This window comes from Jiangella asiatica, assembly GCF_004349065.1.
GTDB classification, from domain to species: domain Bacteria; phylum Actinomycetota; class Actinomycetes; order Jiangellales; family Jiangellaceae; genus Jiangella; species Jiangella asiatica.
This window is the reverse complement of record NZ_SMKZ01000002.1, coordinates 104,252-120,013: the sequence shown is the minus strand read 5'-3', so window position 1 is coordinate 120,013 and position 15,762 is coordinate 104,252. Positions and strand designations below refer to the sequence as shown.

At 68.9% G+C, this 15,762-nt stretch carries 17 protein-coding genes; 7 read left to right on the top strand and 10 right to left on the bottom strand.

What is annotated here, in order from left to right; genetic code table 11:
- Positions 1–19: 19 nt before the first annotated feature.
- From E1269_RS02450 to E1269_RS02410, 9 genes are all read right to left on the bottom strand, one after another.
- Positions 20–544, bottom strand: coding sequence for a nuclear transport factor 2 family protein (locus E1269_RS02450; protein WP_131890702.1), 525 nt, complete (start codon positions 542–544; stop codon positions 20–22).
- Positions 541–1,242: an SDR family NAD(P)-dependent oxidoreductase gene (locus E1269_RS02445; protein ID WP_239000750.1), complete on the bottom strand. Its 702-nt coding sequence runs from the start codon at positions 1,240–1,242 to the stop codon at positions 541–543. The genes E1269_RS02450 and E1269_RS02445 overlap by 4 nt, the downstream gene beginning before the upstream one ends.
- 78 nt (positions 1,243–1,320) lie before the next feature.
- The gene (locus E1269_RS02440; protein WP_203432774.1) at positions 1,321–2,127 is read right to left on the bottom strand and encodes an ABC transporter ATP-binding protein; all 807 of its coding nucleotides are present in this window, start codon (positions 2,125–2,127) and stop codon (positions 1,321–1,323) included.
- The gene (locus E1269_RS02435; protein WP_131890700.1) at positions 2,127–2,900 is read right to left on the bottom strand and encodes an ABC transporter permease; all 774 of its coding nucleotides are present in this window, start codon (positions 2,898–2,900) and stop codon (positions 2,127–2,129) included. The genes E1269_RS02440 and E1269_RS02435 overlap by 1 nt, the downstream gene beginning before the upstream one ends.
- Position 2,901: 1 nt before the next feature.
- On the bottom strand, positions 2,902–3,738 hold the full coding sequence (locus E1269_RS02430) for an ABC transporter permease (RefSeq protein WP_131890697.1): 837 nt from the start codon (positions 3,736–3,738) through the stop codon (positions 2,902–2,904).
- 24 nt (positions 3,739–3,762) lie between these two features.
- Positions 3,763–5,073 carry an ABC transporter substrate-binding protein gene (locus E1269_RS02425; RefSeq protein WP_131890694.1) on the bottom strand — a complete coding sequence of 437 codons (1,311 nt, stop codon included), beginning with the start codon at positions 5,071–5,073 and terminating at the stop codon, positions 3,763–3,765.
- A 49-nt stretch (positions 5,074–5,122) separates the two neighbouring features.
- Positions 5,123–5,827, bottom strand: coding sequence for a sulfite exporter TauE/SafE family protein (locus tag E1269_RS02420; RefSeq protein ID WP_131890691.1), 705 nt, complete (start codon positions 5,825–5,827; stop codon positions 5,123–5,125).
- The gene (locus E1269_RS02415; RefSeq protein WP_131890689.1) at positions 5,824–6,912 is read right to left on the bottom strand and encodes a glycoside hydrolase family 88 protein; all 1,089 of its coding nucleotides are present in this window, start codon (positions 6,910–6,912) and stop codon (positions 5,824–5,826) included. Before E1269_RS02415 ends, E1269_RS02420 begins: the two co-directional genes overlap by 4 nt.
- A gap of 42 nt (positions 6,913–6,954) precedes the next feature.
- Entirely contained in the window at positions 6,955–7,704 is a 750-nt protein-coding gene (locus E1269_RS02410) for an SDR family NAD(P)-dependent oxidoreductase (RefSeq protein WP_131890686.1), read from the bottom strand.
- 197 nt (positions 7,705–7,901) lie between these two features.
- Here E1269_RS02410 and E1269_RS02405 point away from each other — a divergent pair, with 197 nt between their 5' ends.
- From E1269_RS02405 to E1269_RS02375, 7 genes are read left to right on the top strand one after another with little or no spacing between them, the layout of a single operon-like run.
- The gene (locus E1269_RS02405) at positions 7,902–9,455 is read left to right on the top strand and encodes an ABC transporter substrate-binding protein (RefSeq protein ID WP_162606196.1); all 1,554 of its coding nucleotides are present in this window, start codon (positions 7,902–7,904) and stop codon (positions 9,453–9,455) included.
- Positions 9,452–10,465: an ABC transporter ATP-binding protein gene (locus E1269_RS02400; protein ID WP_239000747.1), complete on the top strand. Its 1,014-nt coding sequence runs from the start codon at positions 9,452–9,454 to the stop codon at positions 10,463–10,465. The genes E1269_RS02405 and E1269_RS02400 overlap by 4 nt, the downstream gene beginning before the upstream one ends.
- On the top strand, positions 10,420–11,481 hold the full coding sequence (locus E1269_RS02395) for an ABC transporter ATP-binding protein (RefSeq protein WP_131890680.1): 1,062 nt from the start codon (positions 10,420–10,422) through the stop codon (positions 11,479–11,481). Before E1269_RS02400 ends, E1269_RS02395 begins: the two co-directional genes overlap by 46 nt.
- A complete protein-coding gene (locus tag E1269_RS02390) occupies positions 11,478–12,662 on the top strand; it encodes a mandelate racemase/muconate lactonizing enzyme family protein (protein WP_131890678.1) in 1,185 nt (394 codons plus the stop codon). The genes E1269_RS02395 and E1269_RS02390 overlap by 4 nt, the downstream gene beginning before the upstream one ends.
- Entirely contained in the window at positions 12,659–13,579 is a 921-nt protein-coding gene (locus tag E1269_RS02385) for a dihydrodipicolinate synthase family protein (RefSeq protein ID WP_131890675.1), read from the top strand. Before E1269_RS02390 ends, E1269_RS02385 begins: the two co-directional genes overlap by 4 nt.
- Before the next feature lie 13 nt (positions 13,580–13,592).
- The gene (locus E1269_RS02380; RefSeq protein ID WP_203432772.1) at positions 13,593–14,516 is read left to right on the top strand and encodes an ABC transporter permease; all 924 of its coding nucleotides are present in this window, start codon (positions 13,593–13,595) and stop codon (positions 14,514–14,516) included.
- 56 nt (positions 14,517–14,572) lie between these two features.
- Positions 14,573–15,400: an ABC transporter permease gene (locus E1269_RS02375; protein WP_162606195.1), complete on the top strand. Its 828-nt coding sequence runs from the start codon at positions 14,573–14,575 to the stop codon at positions 15,398–15,400.
- A gap of 137 nt (positions 15,401–15,537) precedes the next feature.
- Here the strand turns inward: E1269_RS02375 and E1269_RS33245 are convergent, their stop codons facing one another.
- Positions 15,538–15,726 (bottom strand): helix-turn-helix domain-containing protein, encoded by a 189-nt coding sequence (locus tag E1269_RS33245; RefSeq protein ID WP_131890667.1) that lies wholly within the window; start codon positions 15,724–15,726, stop codon positions 15,538–15,540.
- Positions 15,727–15,762 lie beyond the last annotated feature (36 nt).

Sequence of the window (15,762 nt, the reverse complement as noted above, 5' to 3'; positions counted from 1 at the left end):
CAGCACCCCGCCGGGCCACTCACCCTTCCGGGTCGTCGTCGAGTGACCACGTGACGTCGTCGGGGCTCACGAAGGCCAGGCGTGCCTGACGTGACCGGATCAGCCAGGCATCTCCGACACGCGCGTAGTCGTCGTGGTACGTGCCCACCACCGCGGGCCCGGAGAACTCCACCGGCAGCTCGGCCGCCTCCGGCACGCTCGCGCGATAGAGAGTCAGGTAGATCACGCCGGAGGCGCGTCGATCGTCGTGGATCTCGAAGAGCATGTTCGTGCACACGTGACGGGTGAGAAGATCACGGCGACCTTCCCGGATCGCGAATCCTCTCCGCAGCTCCTGCTGGCCGACCATTCGCACGCCTCCAGCATCGAAGCAACCGTCCTCGGTGAACAGCGACGCAAGACGGCTTCCTTGTCCGGAATCGACCCAATGCGTGTACTGCAGGCTCAGCTGCGTCAACGCACGCTCGATCGCGGCATGCCCTGGTGACTGCACAGCATCCTCCGATGCGGGTAGGTATCGATTTCCGTTGCCGACGCGGTTCACCGCAGCAGGTCCACCAGATCCGGTCGCAGGAACGCGACGGGAGACGCCGCGCTCAGACCACCGTCGACCGGCAACACGACACCGGTGATGAAACCGGCCGCGGGCGACGACAGGAACTCGACGGCGGCGGCCACGTCGTCCGGTTCGCCGGTGTGCCCGAGTGCGTATCCTCGTGCCGCATCTGGTAGCTCCGCTCCGCCGATCAGGCCCGGCGCTACGGCGTTGACCCGGATGCCTCGGGCACCGCACTCGAGGGCGAGCACCCGAACGAGCGAGTTCAGGCCGCCCTTGGCGGCGGAATAGGCGGCATAGCCCGGTGATCCGCGATCGGCGACCACCGAGCTGACGGCGGTGATCGACCCGCCTCGTTCGAGGTACCGAAGAGCCTCCCGGCCCGCGAGGAACGCCGTCGTGAGCGTGCTGGACAGGGCCGCGTTCCACTGCTCGTCGGTGGTCTCGGCGGCCCGGGCCCGAGGAGACACGGCCGCGGCGGTCACCACCGTGTCGAGCCTGCCGAGCTCGGCCTTGGCTCGCCGGAACACGGCGGCCACCTCATCGGACACCGTGCAATCGACGGATTCGTGGACCACCATGTCCGTGCCGGCGCTAGCGGCCTCATGGCTGACGCCGAAGACCCGCGTGCCGTTGACCGTCAGCCGCCGAGCTATCGCCCGACCGATCTCCGACGAGGCTCCCACGATCAGAGCCCCGTTCTCTCCCTGCACCACCGGCGCCACATCACCCTTCTCGATCACCCACACCGATCCCCAACCGGACTATCGCGCTGCCTCGATGGCCTCGTCTCGCATCTCGTCCCACAGGAGGTTCGTCAGCTCTCGGAACCGGGATCCGGCACGTGTCTGCGTCCCGCGCGGACGCGGAAGGTCGACGGTGACGATCTCCTTGATCCGTCCCGGACGACGGCCCATCACCACGATGCGATCCGCGAGGAAGACGGCCTCGTCGATCGAGTGCGTGACGAACACCACCGTCTTCCTTCTCGGCGCGGACGGCTCGGCACCCCACACGCGCACGAGTTCGTCCTGCAGCACCAGACGTGTCTGAGCGTCCAATGCCCCGAAGGGCTCGTCCATGAGGAGCACCTCCGGTTCGTTGGCCAACAGACGCGCGAGTGCGCACCGTTGCTTCATCCCGCCGGACAGCTCGTGTGGATACTTGCCCTCCGAGCCCTGGAGACCGACCAGATCGACGAACCCGCGCGCGATCTCATCACGCCGGCGTCGCGGATACTGCCGGCGTCGCACGCCATAGCGCAGGCCGAACGTGATGTTGTCCCAGACCGTCTTCCACGGAAAGAGGGCGTAGTCCTGAAACAGCATCCCCCGCTCCGGAGACGGACCCTCGATCTCCTCGCCCTCCATGGACACGACTCCGGCCGTGGGCCGCTCCAACCCGGCGATGATGTTGAGCAGCGTCGTCTTGCCGCAGCCGCTCGGCCCGACGATGCAGAGGAACTCTCCTTCCTCGATGTCGAGATCCACATCCTGGAAAGCAACGGTCGCCGATCCTTGGCGGGTCGCCGCGAAGGTCATGCCGACGCTGGTCGCTTCGATGATCCCCATCAGGAACTACTCCTCCGTTGTGGCTCCCACTTCCGCCCGAAGGTGCGGAAGAGGGCATCGATACCGAACCCGAGTAGGCCGACGACGATCATGTACACGATCAGTGCGCTCACGTCGGTCTGGTACGCGTAGCTGATGAACATCAGCTGCCCGATCCCGCCGCTGGCGCCGGTCTTGGCGCCGACGGCCAGTTCGGCGGCGATGATCGACCCCCAGGCCAGCCCCATGCCGAGACGCATTCCGGTCATGACCTGCGGCGTGCAGCCAGGAAGGACCACGTGGGTCAGGACGTGTCGGTGCCCCAGGCCCAACGTCCTCGCCGCGTCGACCAGGCGCGTCTCCGTGCTGTGAACGCCCGCGATCGTATTGATGAGGATGGGGAACACCGCGGCGTACGCCACGACCGACGCAGCCGCCACATCGCCCTGCCCGAACCACAGGATGAACAACGGCAGGACGGCGATCGGAGCGATCGACCTGAACGCCTGCACGAGCCCGTCGAGGAAGCGTTCCAGGAGACCCACGTAGCCCATCGTGAGGCCCAGGGGCAATGCGATGACGACGGCGATGGAGAACCCGAGGAGGACTCGTTGCAGGCTCACCACGGTCGCCTGCCACAGATCCCCGGAAGCGGCCAGGTCGTACGCCGACTCCGCCACGTCCACGACGTTGGGAAACGGCAGTGACGTCGGAATACGCCCGGCGAAGAGCTGCCAGGCCACCAGGATCACCACGATCGACGTCGTGCCCCGAACCAGACGCGCGGCCCCCATCTCAGATCCCCCGTAGCGCCGGCGACCACGGCGTCAGCCGTCGCTGTAGGAGCCGCAGCGCTCGATCGGTGACATAGCCGCCGAACCCCGTCACGCAGATGTAGGCGATCATCTCCGCGGTCTGGATGATCCCGGCGAAGTACCAGATCGAGAAGCCGAGTCCGTCCGGCGCGCCGATGAACTCGGCGGCGACCAGCGCCAGCCACGCACCGCCGGCGCCCAAGCGGGCACCTGTCATGACCCCGACGACGGCGGCCGGAAGAACGACGTGGCGGATGATCGCGGACCTCGACAGTCCCAGGACCCGCGCCGCCCGCAAGAGTCCTTGGCTCACCCCTCGGCATGCCGCGGCCGTATTGAGCATGATCGGGAAGATCGCGACGTAGGCGATGATGAACACCGGGAGTGCCTGGCTGACACCGAGAACGATCAGTGCCAGTGGGATCCAAGCGATCCCCGAGATCGGACGGATGATCTCGACGACCGGTTCGATGAAGTCGTTCGCGGCTCGGGACAGCGCCATCAGAACGCCGAGTGGAGCACCGACGACGACCGCGATGATGAAGCCCATCGCCAAGCGGCCCAGGCTCGCCACCGCGTTGTTCAGGAGTTGGCCATCTGCGATGTGCTCGCCGAGAGCGGAGGCCACGCGCGCCGGCGGCGGCAGCAGGGCGGCGTTCGCGATCGAGCCGGCAGCCAGCTGCCACACCAGCAGGAAGGCCACGACGGCCACCCATGGCAGAGCGGACTCGATGACGGTGCGACTCGTGATCGAGGGGCGCGCGGAGCCCCCGGCGGAGCTCGCATTGTTGTCCGCCAGAGTCACCTGCTTGGACATTCTCACTCTCCGGGTCAGCAGGCGTCACTCGGCGGGCGCCGGCCACTCACCGGATTGCCAGCTCGGGAGGCCACGAAGATCCTCGGCATCGTTCGTGAAGTCGTCGGAGGTCGCCGCGCCCCCGGTGGCGTCGAAGGCCGCCTCGCTCGCGGCCGCGGCCCGGGTGAACAGATCGACCGTCTGCTGCCAGTCCAGCGGCTCGTCGATCTGGCCGGCCTCGACCTTGTCCAGGGTGGCCAGATGCAGGCTCAGCGCATCACCCCTGGTCGTCCAGATGAACCCTCGCGAGCGGAGAAGGTCGTCTTCCAGCACCGCCGCGCCCTGCTCGTCGTCGAGTTCGAGGACGTCGCTCAGCCGGGACGCGGCCTCCTCGGCCGCCATGTCGTTCACCTGGGACAACGCACGCTGCTGCGCCACCATCCACGCCGTCGCGACGTCCGGATCGTCCGCGAACATCTCGGCGCCCATGACCCAGAAGCCGCGATGGGCGAGGAACGCCTCCGGGTGGTACGAACTGTCCGTTGCCCCCTCCAGGGTCAGGCCGGCGCCGTCGCCCTCGGACCCGGAGTAGTACGCCTCCGTCGTCCCGTAGGAGTTGACCAGCGCTTCGGTCCCGAGGTCCTCGTGGGCGGTCAGGTAGGCCGTCGAGACGGTGACCGCGGCGTCCACACCCTCGGGCATCGACGCCGCTTGCGTGGGCGTCTGGAGGTTCACCAGCGTGAACGTGTCCTTGGCCGAGCTTTCGCCCAGGTGGTACTTGGCGATGTTGTCGAGGAAGGCCTCCTGGTCCGTGCCGACCGTCAGACCGATCCGCTTTCCGCGGAGGTCGTCCATGTTCCGGAACTCCGATCCCTTCCGGACGACGACGAGGAACCGCAGCTTTCCCGTGCTGACGTGCAGCGGGACGACGTCCTGGCCCTGGGAGACGAGCCCGACTAGCGGCGTCGTCCCCATGTCCCCGATGTCCAGGGTTCCCCCGGTCATTCCCTGGATCACCTGGGCGCCGGTGGGGAAGAACTGGTAGTTGGCGGTGATGTCCAGGCCGAGCTCTTCGCCGGCCGCTTCGAACAGACCCTCCTCCTGCATGAGGCTCGGAATGACCGAGTCGTAGGGGCCGTACAGGAGTCCTCCGACGTTGACGGTGACGCTCCTCCCGCCGGCTCCGTCCGCGGTGCCGGCGTCACCCTCGCCGTCGCCGGCACACGAAGCGAGCAGGACCGAGGATGCGGCTGCGACGGCGGCGAGAGCCAGCGTGCGGCGCTTGAGATATCCCATGTCACTCCAGTCGTTGCTGCCCGCAGGCGACGTGCCGAGCGCGAGGACGGTGCTGCGCACGGGCGCCCCACGAGATAACGATGTATTGTTATGTCGTTTCGACCTTGTGTCAAATGACGGCGACCAGGAATCCGCCGGCACCGACGAGAACGAGGGTCAGGGCAACGGCCCGCACGTAGAGATGCGGGAACTTCCGGAACACCAACGCGCCCGCGACCACACCGGCCAATCCGAACGGCGCCAGCTGGGCCGCCTGGATCATCTGGCCCGACGAGACATCGCCGGACACGCCGAGCAGCGCCAGCGCCGCGACGCTCGCCATCGCCGTATAGAACATGAGGGTCGCCCGGACCCGGTCCACCTCCGCCACCCCGGACACCAGGTATGCCGCGACCGGCGGTCCACCCATGCCCGTGGTACTGGTCAGCGCGCCGGAGAGGAGCCCGGTCCCCGCCGTGACCAGCTTGCGCGGGGTCACCGCGACCGGCGCCTTGCGAAGCAGCAGAACCACGGCGAACACGACCGTCAGCGCACCGATGACGACCCGCAGCACACCCGGGGTCATCAGCGAGAACAGGACGGTGCCGAACAGCAGGCCCGGCACGCTGGCGGCGATCAGCACGGCCGCCACGCGAACCTCCACATGCCGCCGATAGGCCACCGTCATGACCACGTTGACGACGGTGCCCAGGAACAAGGTCACGATCACGGCGTCCTTGGCCGGCGTCAGCAGAGCCAACGCCGGCACGGCCAGCAGGTTGAACCCGAATCCGGTGAAACCGACCAGGAACCCCGACACGAAGATCGCGATCATGGGGAGCAAGACGCACCCTCCCCCTCGGCCCGCGTGGGCGCCGCCGTGTCGTCCAGCCTCTGGCAGGCGGCCCGCAGGTACGGGCCCTGTCCCCACGGGTAGGCGCCCACCAACGGCGTGTGCTCGTATCGCGCCGGGTCGGCGTTGAGCCCCGGGCGATAGGAGACACCGGCCACGTGGCCGTTGGCGTCGACGCGATGCTCCAGGGAGCTCCACGCGGCGTCGGCCATCGTCAGGTAGCGTGCGTCGACGCGTCCGGACCGGACCGCCTGGGTCACCGCCGCAACCACCATCAGACTGGTCGAGGCCTCCGGGTAGCTGGCCGGGTCGTCAAGGATGTTGCGCCACCATCCGCCGGGCTCCTGGGTGGCTCGTAGCCCGTCGAGCATGGCGACGAACCGCTGGGTGAGCTCGTCGGCCCCAGGGGTTTCCGGTGCCACCGCGAGCACCAGATCGGACAAGCCCAGTACCGCCCATCCGTTGCCGCGGCCCCAGGCGATCCGCGCGCCGTCGGCCCCGTCGAACTCGGCGAAGTGGGCGAACAAGCCGCTGCGCTCGGACTGCAGGAGGCGGCAATGCCCCAGGCTCAGGGCGACGGCGTCGTCCACCATCGCCGGCGTCTCGAGCCGCCGGCCCAACCGAGCGAGAAGCTCCGGCATGCCGTAGAGCGAGTCGACGAAGCCGGTCGTGGCGCCGTCCTGGTGGGCCAGCGCGCCGACCCGCGATCCGGCGACACGCACGTTCTCGGCGTATCGGCGCAGGCAGTCCAGCGCGGCGCTGTCGTCGCGGACCAGCCCCCCCTCGACGGCGTCCAACAAGACGCCCGCGGGGCCGAACGGGTTGGGATCGCTGTTCGTTCCGGCCTCGTCGGCCCACCGCTGCGCCTCGGTCACGGCGAACGTCGTGTACGCGGGATTGTCCAGGGCGCGGCTGGCCGCGAGCAGACCGTCGAGGGCGATCGCCTCGCCCCAGTCCCAGCGATAGAACCAGTAGCCCATGGCGGCGTAGCCGACGGCGGCAAGGCGCTCGGCCAGGGGCCGCTCGACACTGGCGTGAACGTTGACGCTGTCCCCGAACCGGAACATGGCATCCTCTCCTGAAGGTGGCGCGCACGGGGCGGCCGGTGGTCAGTACGTCGCGCGGCCGCCGCTGATGTCGAACACCGCGCCGGTCGAGAAGCTGCATTCCGGGGAGCACAGCCAGCGGACGAGCTCGGCGACCTCCGCGGTGGCACCCGCCCGGCCGATGGGGATGCGGCTGAGCATGTACTCCAGGTGCTCGGCGGAGACCTGCTCGTTCATCGCGGTCATGATCACCGCGGGGGTCACACAGTTCACGATCACTCCGTCGCGAGCCACCTCCTTGGCGACGGACTTGGTCAAGGCGATGACGCCGGCCTTGGAGGCGGAGTACGGCGAGGCGTTGGGGTTGCCCTCCTTGCCCGCGATGCTCGCGACGTTGACGATGCGCCCGTAGCCCTGGGCGCGCATGGCCGGAACCACGGCCCGGATCAGGTGGAAGGTGCCGCTCAGATTGACGGCGAGTACCCGATGCCACTCGTCGTCGTCGATGTCCCAGGTCGGCATGGATCGCCCCGCGATGCCGGCGCTGTTGACCAGGATGTCGATGCGTCCACGAGCGGCCAGGATGTCGGCGACGGCGCTGTTGACCGCCGCGGCGTCGGAGACGTCGAGCGTGACGCCCATCGGCGGGTCCGCCGATTCCGAGGTGAGAGCCGCCGTCGCGGCCTCCACGGCGGCGGCGTCCCGATCGGCGATGACCACACGCGCGCCACCGCGGGCCAGGACGGTCGCCGTGGCCAGTCCGATTCCGTTCGCTCCACCGGCGATGAGGGCCACGGGCTCGTCAGGTTGCATTGCTGCTCCTTGTCATGACCGATGGCCTCTCCTCGGGGAGCAGCCGCCACCATGTCGGGTGAATCGGTGGTCGGCAGAGCCTTGCGGTACCGGCCGAGCCACCTTAAGGTCATAACGTTATACCCGGCTGTACGGCTGCACACAATGATGCGACCGGAGTGGGTCAAGCGGGCAGAGACGCCCGAAGGAGGCCTGGCGTGGACAAGACAACGACGACGAGCCCGCGCGCGGCGACCATCGCCCGAGCACGCCGCTCGGGATGGAGCACCCTCGCCGCGCTCGCAATCCTGGCAACCGCCGCGTGTGGTGGTGGCAGCTCCGGCGCCGGTGGCGACGGAGCCTCCGACGAACTGAGGGTCGCACACCCGTTCCCCATCGCCGGCCTCGACCTCGTCGGTCCGCTCAGCGGCGATCGCGCGGTCCTGACGATCAATCAGAACCTCTTCGACTCGCTGACCCGCAAGGACCCGGTAAGCGGAGAGATCGTCCCCTGGCTGGCCGAGTCGTGGGAGACCACCGACGGCACCAGCTGGACGTTCACCCTGCGCGACGACGTGGTCTTCCACGACGGAACGCCGCTCACCGCGACGGACGTCCAGGCGACGATCATGACCCTCATCGAACGCAAGACGCCCCTGGCACCGATCTTCGCCGGGGTGACCAGCGTCGAGGCGCCCGACGACACGACCGTCGTGATCAACGCCGACCGGCCGCTCGGGACGCTGCCGTCCAATGTGTCGCTGCTCGGCATCGCGCCGGCGGACCAGGTCGGCAGCGACGACTTCAACCAGCGCCCGATCGGCTCCGGCGTCTTCGAGTTCGAGTCGTTCGAGGGCGGCGCGGAGCTCGTCCTCGCCGCCAACGAGGACCACTGGAACGGGCCGCCGGCGGCGGAACGGCTGGTGTTCGAGCAGATCCCGGAGGCCAGCAACCGCGTCGTCGCGCTCGAGACGGGCGAGATCGACCTGACGTGGGGCATCCCGGTCGATCAGGTGGCCAGGCTCGAATCGGCCGACGGCGTGACCGTCGAGACGGTTCCCGCGTACGTGAACTACGAGATCCTGGCGAACTGGAACCGGCCGCCGCTGGACAACCTGAAGGTGCGACAGGCGCTGGCCCACGCCATCGACGTCGAGCCCATCGTCGAGAACGTCCTCGGCGGCTTGGGCGCTCCGTCATCCGGACCGCTCCCGACGACGGTCTTCGGTTCCGTGGAGCTCGACCCGTTCGAGCACGATCCGGACCTCGCCCGCCGGCTGCTCGACGAAGCCGGCGTGAGCGACCTCACCATCAAGGTGCTGGTGCGCGACCAGGAGGTCGAGCAGCAGGTGGCGCTGGCCATGATCTCGGACTGGGCCGAGATCGGGGTCACCGTCGAGCCGGACTTCCAGGAGCTGGCCACCTGGACGGAGAACTACGTGAACCAGAACTTCGACCTGTCCCTCACCGGCCGCCCGACGCTCACCGGGGACGCCGACTACACGCTCGGGCGCCTCTACCTGTCCGAGTCGGATCGGGTGCCGTGCGCCAATGCCGAGCTCGACGAGCCCATCGTCCGGGGCGGGTCCGAGACCGATCCGGAGGCACGGCAGGCGGCGTACGACGAAGCACTCAGCTACCTCTGGGACAACGTCTGCGGCATCTACCCGATCGACGGGCTCGAAGCGTTCGCGTGGAACGACGCGCTGGCCGGGTTCGAGCCGCCGCCGAGCACGATCCCGTTCTTCGCCGACGTCCGGATCGAGGAGTGAGTCCGCCCGACGCCGGAAGGCAGGCGACGTTGCTCGACGTCCGCGATCTCCGGGTGACGTTCCGCCCGGCAGGTGGTCCGGTGCCCGCGGTCGACGGCGTGTCCATGACCGTCAACCGGGGTGAGCGGGTCGCGGTGCTGGGCGAGTCCGGCTCGGGCAAGAGCGCGACCGCGCTGGCCCTCATGGGGCTCCTTCCGGGCTCGGCGGACGTGTCCGGTTCCATCCTGCTCGACGGTGAGGAACTGGTCGGCCGCGGCGAGGCGGGAATGCGCTCGGTGCGGGGTGAGCGGCTCGCGCTGGTGTTCCAGGATCCGTTGTCGGCCCTCAATCCGGTCTACACGGTGGGACGGCAGATCTCGGAGATGTTCAGCCGGCGACGCGGGTTGCCCGAGCGGGAGGCCCGCCGCCGCGCGGTGGAACTGATGGAACGGGTGCGGATACCGCATGCCGCGGCTCGGATCGATGACTATCCGCACCAGTTCTCCGGTGGCATGCGGCAACGGGTCGTGATCGCCATGGCGTTGGCGCTGTCGCCGTCACTGCTGATCGCCGACGAGCCCACGACCGCGCTCGACGTCACCGTCCAGGCGCAGATCCTCGCGTTGCTGCGCCAGCTCAGCGATGAGGAGGACATGGCGCTCATCCTCATCAGCCACGACCTCGGGGTGGTGGCCAGCGTCGCCCAGCGGGTCTACGTGATGTACGGCGGTCAGATCGTCGAGCACGGCGCCACCCAACCCGTCTACGACCGCAACGCTCACCCGTACACCGCCGGCCTCATGGCCAGCCTGCCGGACCAGTATTCGCGCCGCGAACGGCTGGTGGCGGTTCCGGGGTCGCCGCCGGATCCCCGCGCCCTGCCCGCCGGCTGCCGGTTCCACCCGCGGTGCGGCTGGGCCGAGTCGCTGTGCGAGACGACGCCGCCGGAGCTGCTCCCGGTCGACGACGGACACCGGCGGTCCCGATGTCACTTCTCCGACCGCGTGCTGCAGGCGGGGAGTCCCCGGTGAGCGCCGCCATGCTCCAGGTCCGTTCCGCGCGCAAGACGTTCGAAAGCCGCGGGATCGTCGGACTCGGCCGCGGCGAGAGTATCCAAGCCGTCCGCGACGTCAGCTTCGACCTTGCCGAGGGCGAGACCATGGCGCTCGTCGGCGAATCCGGGTGCGGGAAGACGACACTCGCCCGGATGGTGGTCGGTCTGGAGACCCCGACCTCGGGTTCGATCACGTTCGAGGGCCGTGACCTGAGCACGCTCCGGCCCGCGCAGGTCCGCCAGGTACGGCGACGCATCCAGATGGTGTTCCAGGATCCCTACGCGTCGCTGAATCCGTACCACACGGTCGAGCGCATCGTGTCCGAGCCCTGGCGAGCCTTTCCCGACGCCGTCGCCAAGGCCGACCGGCCCGCCCGCATCCGGGAGATCCTCAGGCTGGTCGGCCTCGATGACCGGTTCGCTGAACGCTTTCCCCACCAGCTGTCCGGAGGCCAGCGCCAGCGGGTGGGCATCGCCAGGGCGCTGGCGGTGGAGCCGCGGCTGATCGTCTGCGACGAGCCGGTGGCGTCGCTGGACGTCTCCGTGCAAGCGCAGATCGTCAACCTTCTCCGGGACCTGCAGGATCGCTTGGGCGTGGCCTACCTGTTCATCACCCACGACCTGCGCCTCGTGTCCCACATCGCCGACCGGGTCGGGGTCATGTACCTCGGCAAGCTGGTCGAGTCCGGCGCCACCGAGGACATCTACGACCGGGCCACGCATCCGTACACCCAGGCCCTGCTCGGCAACGTGCCGCTGACCCATCCGTGGCGCGAGGACAGGCCCCAGTTCGTGCTCGGTGGCGAGGTCCCCTCCCCCGCCGACCCGCCGTCCGGCTGCGGCTTCCGCACCCGGTGCTGGCGGGCCGACCAGCGCTGCGCCGACGAGGAGCCGGCCCTCGTCGATCGCCTCGGTCACCCCAGCGCCTGCCACTACGCCTCGTTCGACCTGGAGCACGGGGCGACGACAACCCTCCCGAAGGAGCGCACGTGAGGATCACCTCGATATCGGCGTACACGGTCAAGGCCGATGTCCGCTACGAGCTGGCCGGTGGCACCCGGCACGAGAACCAGCTGCCCGGCAGCGACTATCTCCGGTTCGCGCCGTATCCCCAGCTGTACTCACAGCGATCCGAGGCCATGGTCGTGCGAGTCGAGACCGACGAGGGCATCGTGGGATGGGGCGAGTCGCAGGCGCCCGTCGGCCCCGAGGTGGCGCAGGCGATCGTCGAGCGAGTGATCGGCCCCGCCGTGCTCGGGCACGACCCGCTGGCCACCAACGTCCGGTTCATGGACATGTACGGAACGATGCGCGTGCGCGGCCAGATCACCGGATACCAGATGGACGCCATCGCCGGTGTCGACACCGCCCTGTGGGACATCCGGGGCAAGGCGGCGGGACTCTCCGTGAGCGAGCTGCTCGGTGGCCGGTTCCGCGACGTCCTGCCGTGCTACGTCACGGGGCTGCGCGGACACTCCTTGGACGAGCGGCTCGAGGAGGCCGTCGGGTGGGTCGAGCAGGGCATCGGCATCAAGCCCTGCCTCGGCTTCGGCTACGACGACGACAGCCGCGAGATCACCGCGATCCGCGACGCCATCGGCGACCGGGGACCGCTGTTCGTCGACGGCGTCTGGAAGTACAGCTATCCGGAGGCCGTCCGTATCGGCCGTGTGTACGAGCGCAACGGCGTGGAGTTCTTCGAGTCGCCGCTGTTGCCCGAGGACGTCAGCGGCCACGCCCGGCTGGCCCGCGAGCTCGACGTAGCGATCGCCGTCGGTGAGCCGCTGCGGACCCGGTTCCAGTTCCAGCCGTGGTTCCAGGCCGAAGCCCTCGATCTGGCGCAGCCCGACCTCATGCGCAACGGCGTGTCCGAGCTGGTCAAGATCGCGACTGTCGCCGAGTCGTTCAACATCGACGTCGCACCGCACACGGGATGCCTGACGGTCATCGGCATGGCCGGAACCTGGCAGGCGGCCGCGGCCATCCCGAACCTGTTCGTGCAGGAATACCAGCCGGTGATGTTGGAGACGTTCAACCGCTGGCTCGACGAGCCGTTGTGGGTCGAGGACGGGCGCCTCGTCGTGCCGACGGGGCCAGGTCTCGGTATCGACATCGACATGGATCGCTTCGAGCGCGACGTCGACAGCGTCGTCACCATCCGGGAGGACAGATGAGCACGGCGGCCGACAACGGCGGGTGGAAGGGCATCTTCGCGATACCGGTCACCCCGTTCCGACCCGACCTGGAGATCGACCTCGACAGCCTCGACCGGCAGGTGGAGTTCTGCCTGGACGGTGGCAGCCGTGGCCTCGTGTACCCCGGTGTCGTCAGCGAGTTCTTCAGCCTGTCCGAGGACGAGCGCCGCAGCGCCGCCGAGCGGGTGATCGCGACCGTGGCCGGCCGCGTACCGGTCATCGTCGGGGTGTCCGCCACCAGCGCTCCGGTGGCGGCCGGGCTGGCCCGTCACGCGGCCGGCGCGGGCGCCGACGCCGTCATGGCGACGCTGCCGTACGTCCAGCACTTCTTCACGCCGGACCTGGACTACGTCAACGCCTACTTCCGCGCCGTGTCCGATGCCTGCGGCCTCCCGGTCGTGCTGCAGAACGCGCGGATCGGGCACGCCATCGGCATCGACAGCGTGCGCCGGGTGATCGACGCGAACCCGGCCATCCGCTATCTGAAGGAGGAGACGTCGCCGAGCACGCATCAGCTGTCGGCGGCGGTGGCCGCCGTCGGCGACCGGGTCGACGGCATCTTCGCGGGGCTGGGCGGCGTCCACCTGATGAGCGAGCTGGATCGTGGCGCGGCCGGGTCCATGCCCGCTCCCTCGTTCGTCGACGTCCTGTCCCGGGTCTATGACCTCTACGTCGACGGCGACCGCGCGGAGGCTCGGCGCCGGCTCATGGCACTGGGCGGCCTGTTCACCCACGAGCTGCTCTACAACGTCGCCGTGATCAAGGAGATCCTGCGCCGCCGGGGCGTGATCGCCACCACGGTGTGCCGCACCCCGGTCCCGTCGCTGGATGCGGTGGACCTGCGCGAGCTGGACGAGATGCTTGAGGTGGCCGACCTGGACGGCCTGGCCAAGTGAGCGGAGGCCTGCCGTGCAGTACGTGATTCGCCGCCTGGGCCACGCCGTCGTGGTCATCTTCGGCGCGGTCTCGCTCATGTTCGTCATCCTGCGGCTGGTGCCCGGCGACCCCGCGATCGTCTATGCCGGCCCGTCGGCGACACCTGAACAGATCGACGTCGTGCGCGGCGAGCTTGGCCTCGATCAGCCGCTGTACGTGCAGTACGTCAGCTTCCTCGGCGATCTCGTGCGCGGTGATCTCGGCGAATCGCTGCGGCTCGGAGGGTCGGCGGTGTCCGCGGTGGCCGACCGGCTACCCGCCACCGGCTTGCTCGCGCTGTCCGCCATGGGTCTGGCGGTACTGCTCAGCTTCCCGCTGGGCATCGCCGCCGCCCGCCGGGCGCGAACCGCGGTGGACTACTCGATATCGACGTTCTCCCTGCTCGGCCAGTCGCTGCCGAACTTCTGGCTGGGCCTCGTCGCCATCCTCGTCTTCTCGCGGGCGCTGGGGCTGACGCCGAGTTCGGGCTGGGGTACCTGGCAGCATCTGATCCTGCCGGCGATCGTGCTGTCGCTCCCCCTTCTCGGCGTGCTCGTGCGCCTGGTCCGGGCCGGGCTCATCGAGGTCATGGGCGAGCCCTATATCCTCACCGCCAGGTCCAAGGGCTTGACCGGGCGAGTGATCCTCTACCGGCATGCCATGAAGAACATGCTCATCCCGGTGATCACCGTGGCCGGGCTCCAACTCGGGCAGCTGCTCAGCGGCACGGTCATCGTCGAAGTCGTGTTCGCCTGGCCGGGCGTCGGCCGGTTGCTGATCGACGCCATCTCCAACCGCGACTTCGCCGTCGTGCAGGCCGTCGTCATGCTCGCCGCGTTCACGTTCGTCATGTTGAACCTCATCGTCGACCTGCTGTACGGCTACCTCGATCCCCGCGTGCGGCTGGAGGCGAAATGATCGACACCACGATCGATACGGCTACCGTCCCCAGCCGGCCGCGACGAGGAGGCCGCGTGGCTCATCTGCGCCTCTATCTGTCCGCCGGCATCATCGCCATGTTCGTTCTCGTTGCGGTGCTCGGCCCGGTCTTCTACGAGTTCGATCCGGTCACGACGGACGTGGCGGCCCGGCTGCTGCCACCGCTGTCGTCCGTCGACGGGACGTCGTATCCGCTCGGCACCGACCCCTTGGGTCGGGACCTGCTCGGCCAGATCATCTACGGGGCCCGGATCTCGCTCGGCGTCGCTGCCGGCACCGTGCTCGGCGGTCTGGTGGTCGGCGCCGTGATCGGGATCATCAGCGGATACTTCGGCGGCCGGCTGGACTCGTTCATCATGCGGCTGGCCGACATTCAGCTGGCCGTGCCGCCGATCCTGCTCGCCATCCTCATGGTCGCGGTGCTAGGTCCCGGGATCCAGACGCTGATCGTGGCGCTGGCGATCACCCGGTGGGTCTTCTTCGCCCGGGTCTCGCGCAGTTCCGTCCTGGTCGCCCGGGAGCGCCCATTCGTCGAGGCCGCCCGTGTGTCGGGGCTGTCGCATCGCCAGATCATGATGTCGCACATCGCCCGTTTCACGGTCAGCCCGCTGCTGGTCGTGGCGACGATGCAGATCGGGCTGGTCATCCTGGCCGAGGCGGCGCTGAGCTTCCTCGGCCTGGGCGCGTCGGCGCAGGAGCCGTCGTGGGGCCTGATCATCGCGAACGGCCGAGGCGTGCTGCTCGAGGCATGGTGGATCTCGACCCTGCCCGGCGTGGCCCTGAGCCTGCTCGTCGTCAGCGTCGCCGTCTTCGGAGACGAGCTTCGCGACCGTCTGCAGCCCGATCTACGCCTCGACGACTGACAGTGAGGATGTGGGTGAGCTCCGCAGCGGTCGTCCTGACTCAGCGACTGACTGACTGAGGTCTTCAACCGGATCTGTCAGTCGATCCGCTGCGGGGCTCGTTTGCACTCACCAGACGAGGGCCTAGCCATGGCGCCTCACCGCCGCCCGGCCGGCGGTGCCACAGCAGGTTCGCGTCGTTCCTCCAGCCAGGTCTGGATATCGGAAACGGCGAACTTCAGATGACGGCCGATGCGCAGGGCCCGTGGGCCCTTGCCGTCGACCCGCCAATCGTAGATGGTCGCCACCGGCGCCCCGAGATAGTCGGCCGACTCGGTGACGGTCAGCAGCGGTTCCAGGCCACTAGGTGCCGCCGGTTGCTC

Bases quoted from the DNA above. Each gene is read 5' to 3' on its own strand.
- E1269_RS02440 (WP_203432774.1), bottom strand. From the start codon at position 2,127: ATGGGGATCATCGAAGCGACCAGCGTCGGCATGACCTTCGCGGCGACC.
- E1269_RS02435 (WP_131890700.1), bottom strand. From the start codon at position 2,900: ATGGGGGCCGCGCGTCTGGTTCGGGGCACGACGTCGATCGTGGTGATC.
- E1269_RS02415 (WP_131890689.1), bottom strand. From the start codon at position 6,912: ATGTTCCGGTTCGGGGACAGCGTCAACGTTCACGCCAGTGTCGAGCGG.
- E1269_RS02430 (WP_131890697.1), bottom strand. From the start codon at position 3,738: ATGTCCAAGCAGGTGACTCTGGCGGACAACAATGCGAGCTCCGCCGGG.
- E1269_RS02395 (WP_131890680.1), top strand. From the start codon at position 10,420: ATGTCACTTCTCCGACCGCGTGCTGCAGGCGGGGAGTCCCCGGTGAGC.
- E1269_RS02420 (WP_131890691.1), bottom strand. From the start codon at position 5,827: ATGATCGCGATCTTCGTGTCGGGGTTCCTGGTCGGTTTCACCGGATTC.
- E1269_RS02410 (WP_131890686.1), bottom strand. From the start codon at position 7,704: ATGCAACCTGACGAGCCCGTGGCCCTCATCGCCGGTGGAGCGAACGGA.
- E1269_RS02385 (WP_131890675.1), top strand. From the start codon at position 12,659: ATGAGCACGGCGGCCGACAACGGCGGGTGGAAGGGCATCTTCGCGATA.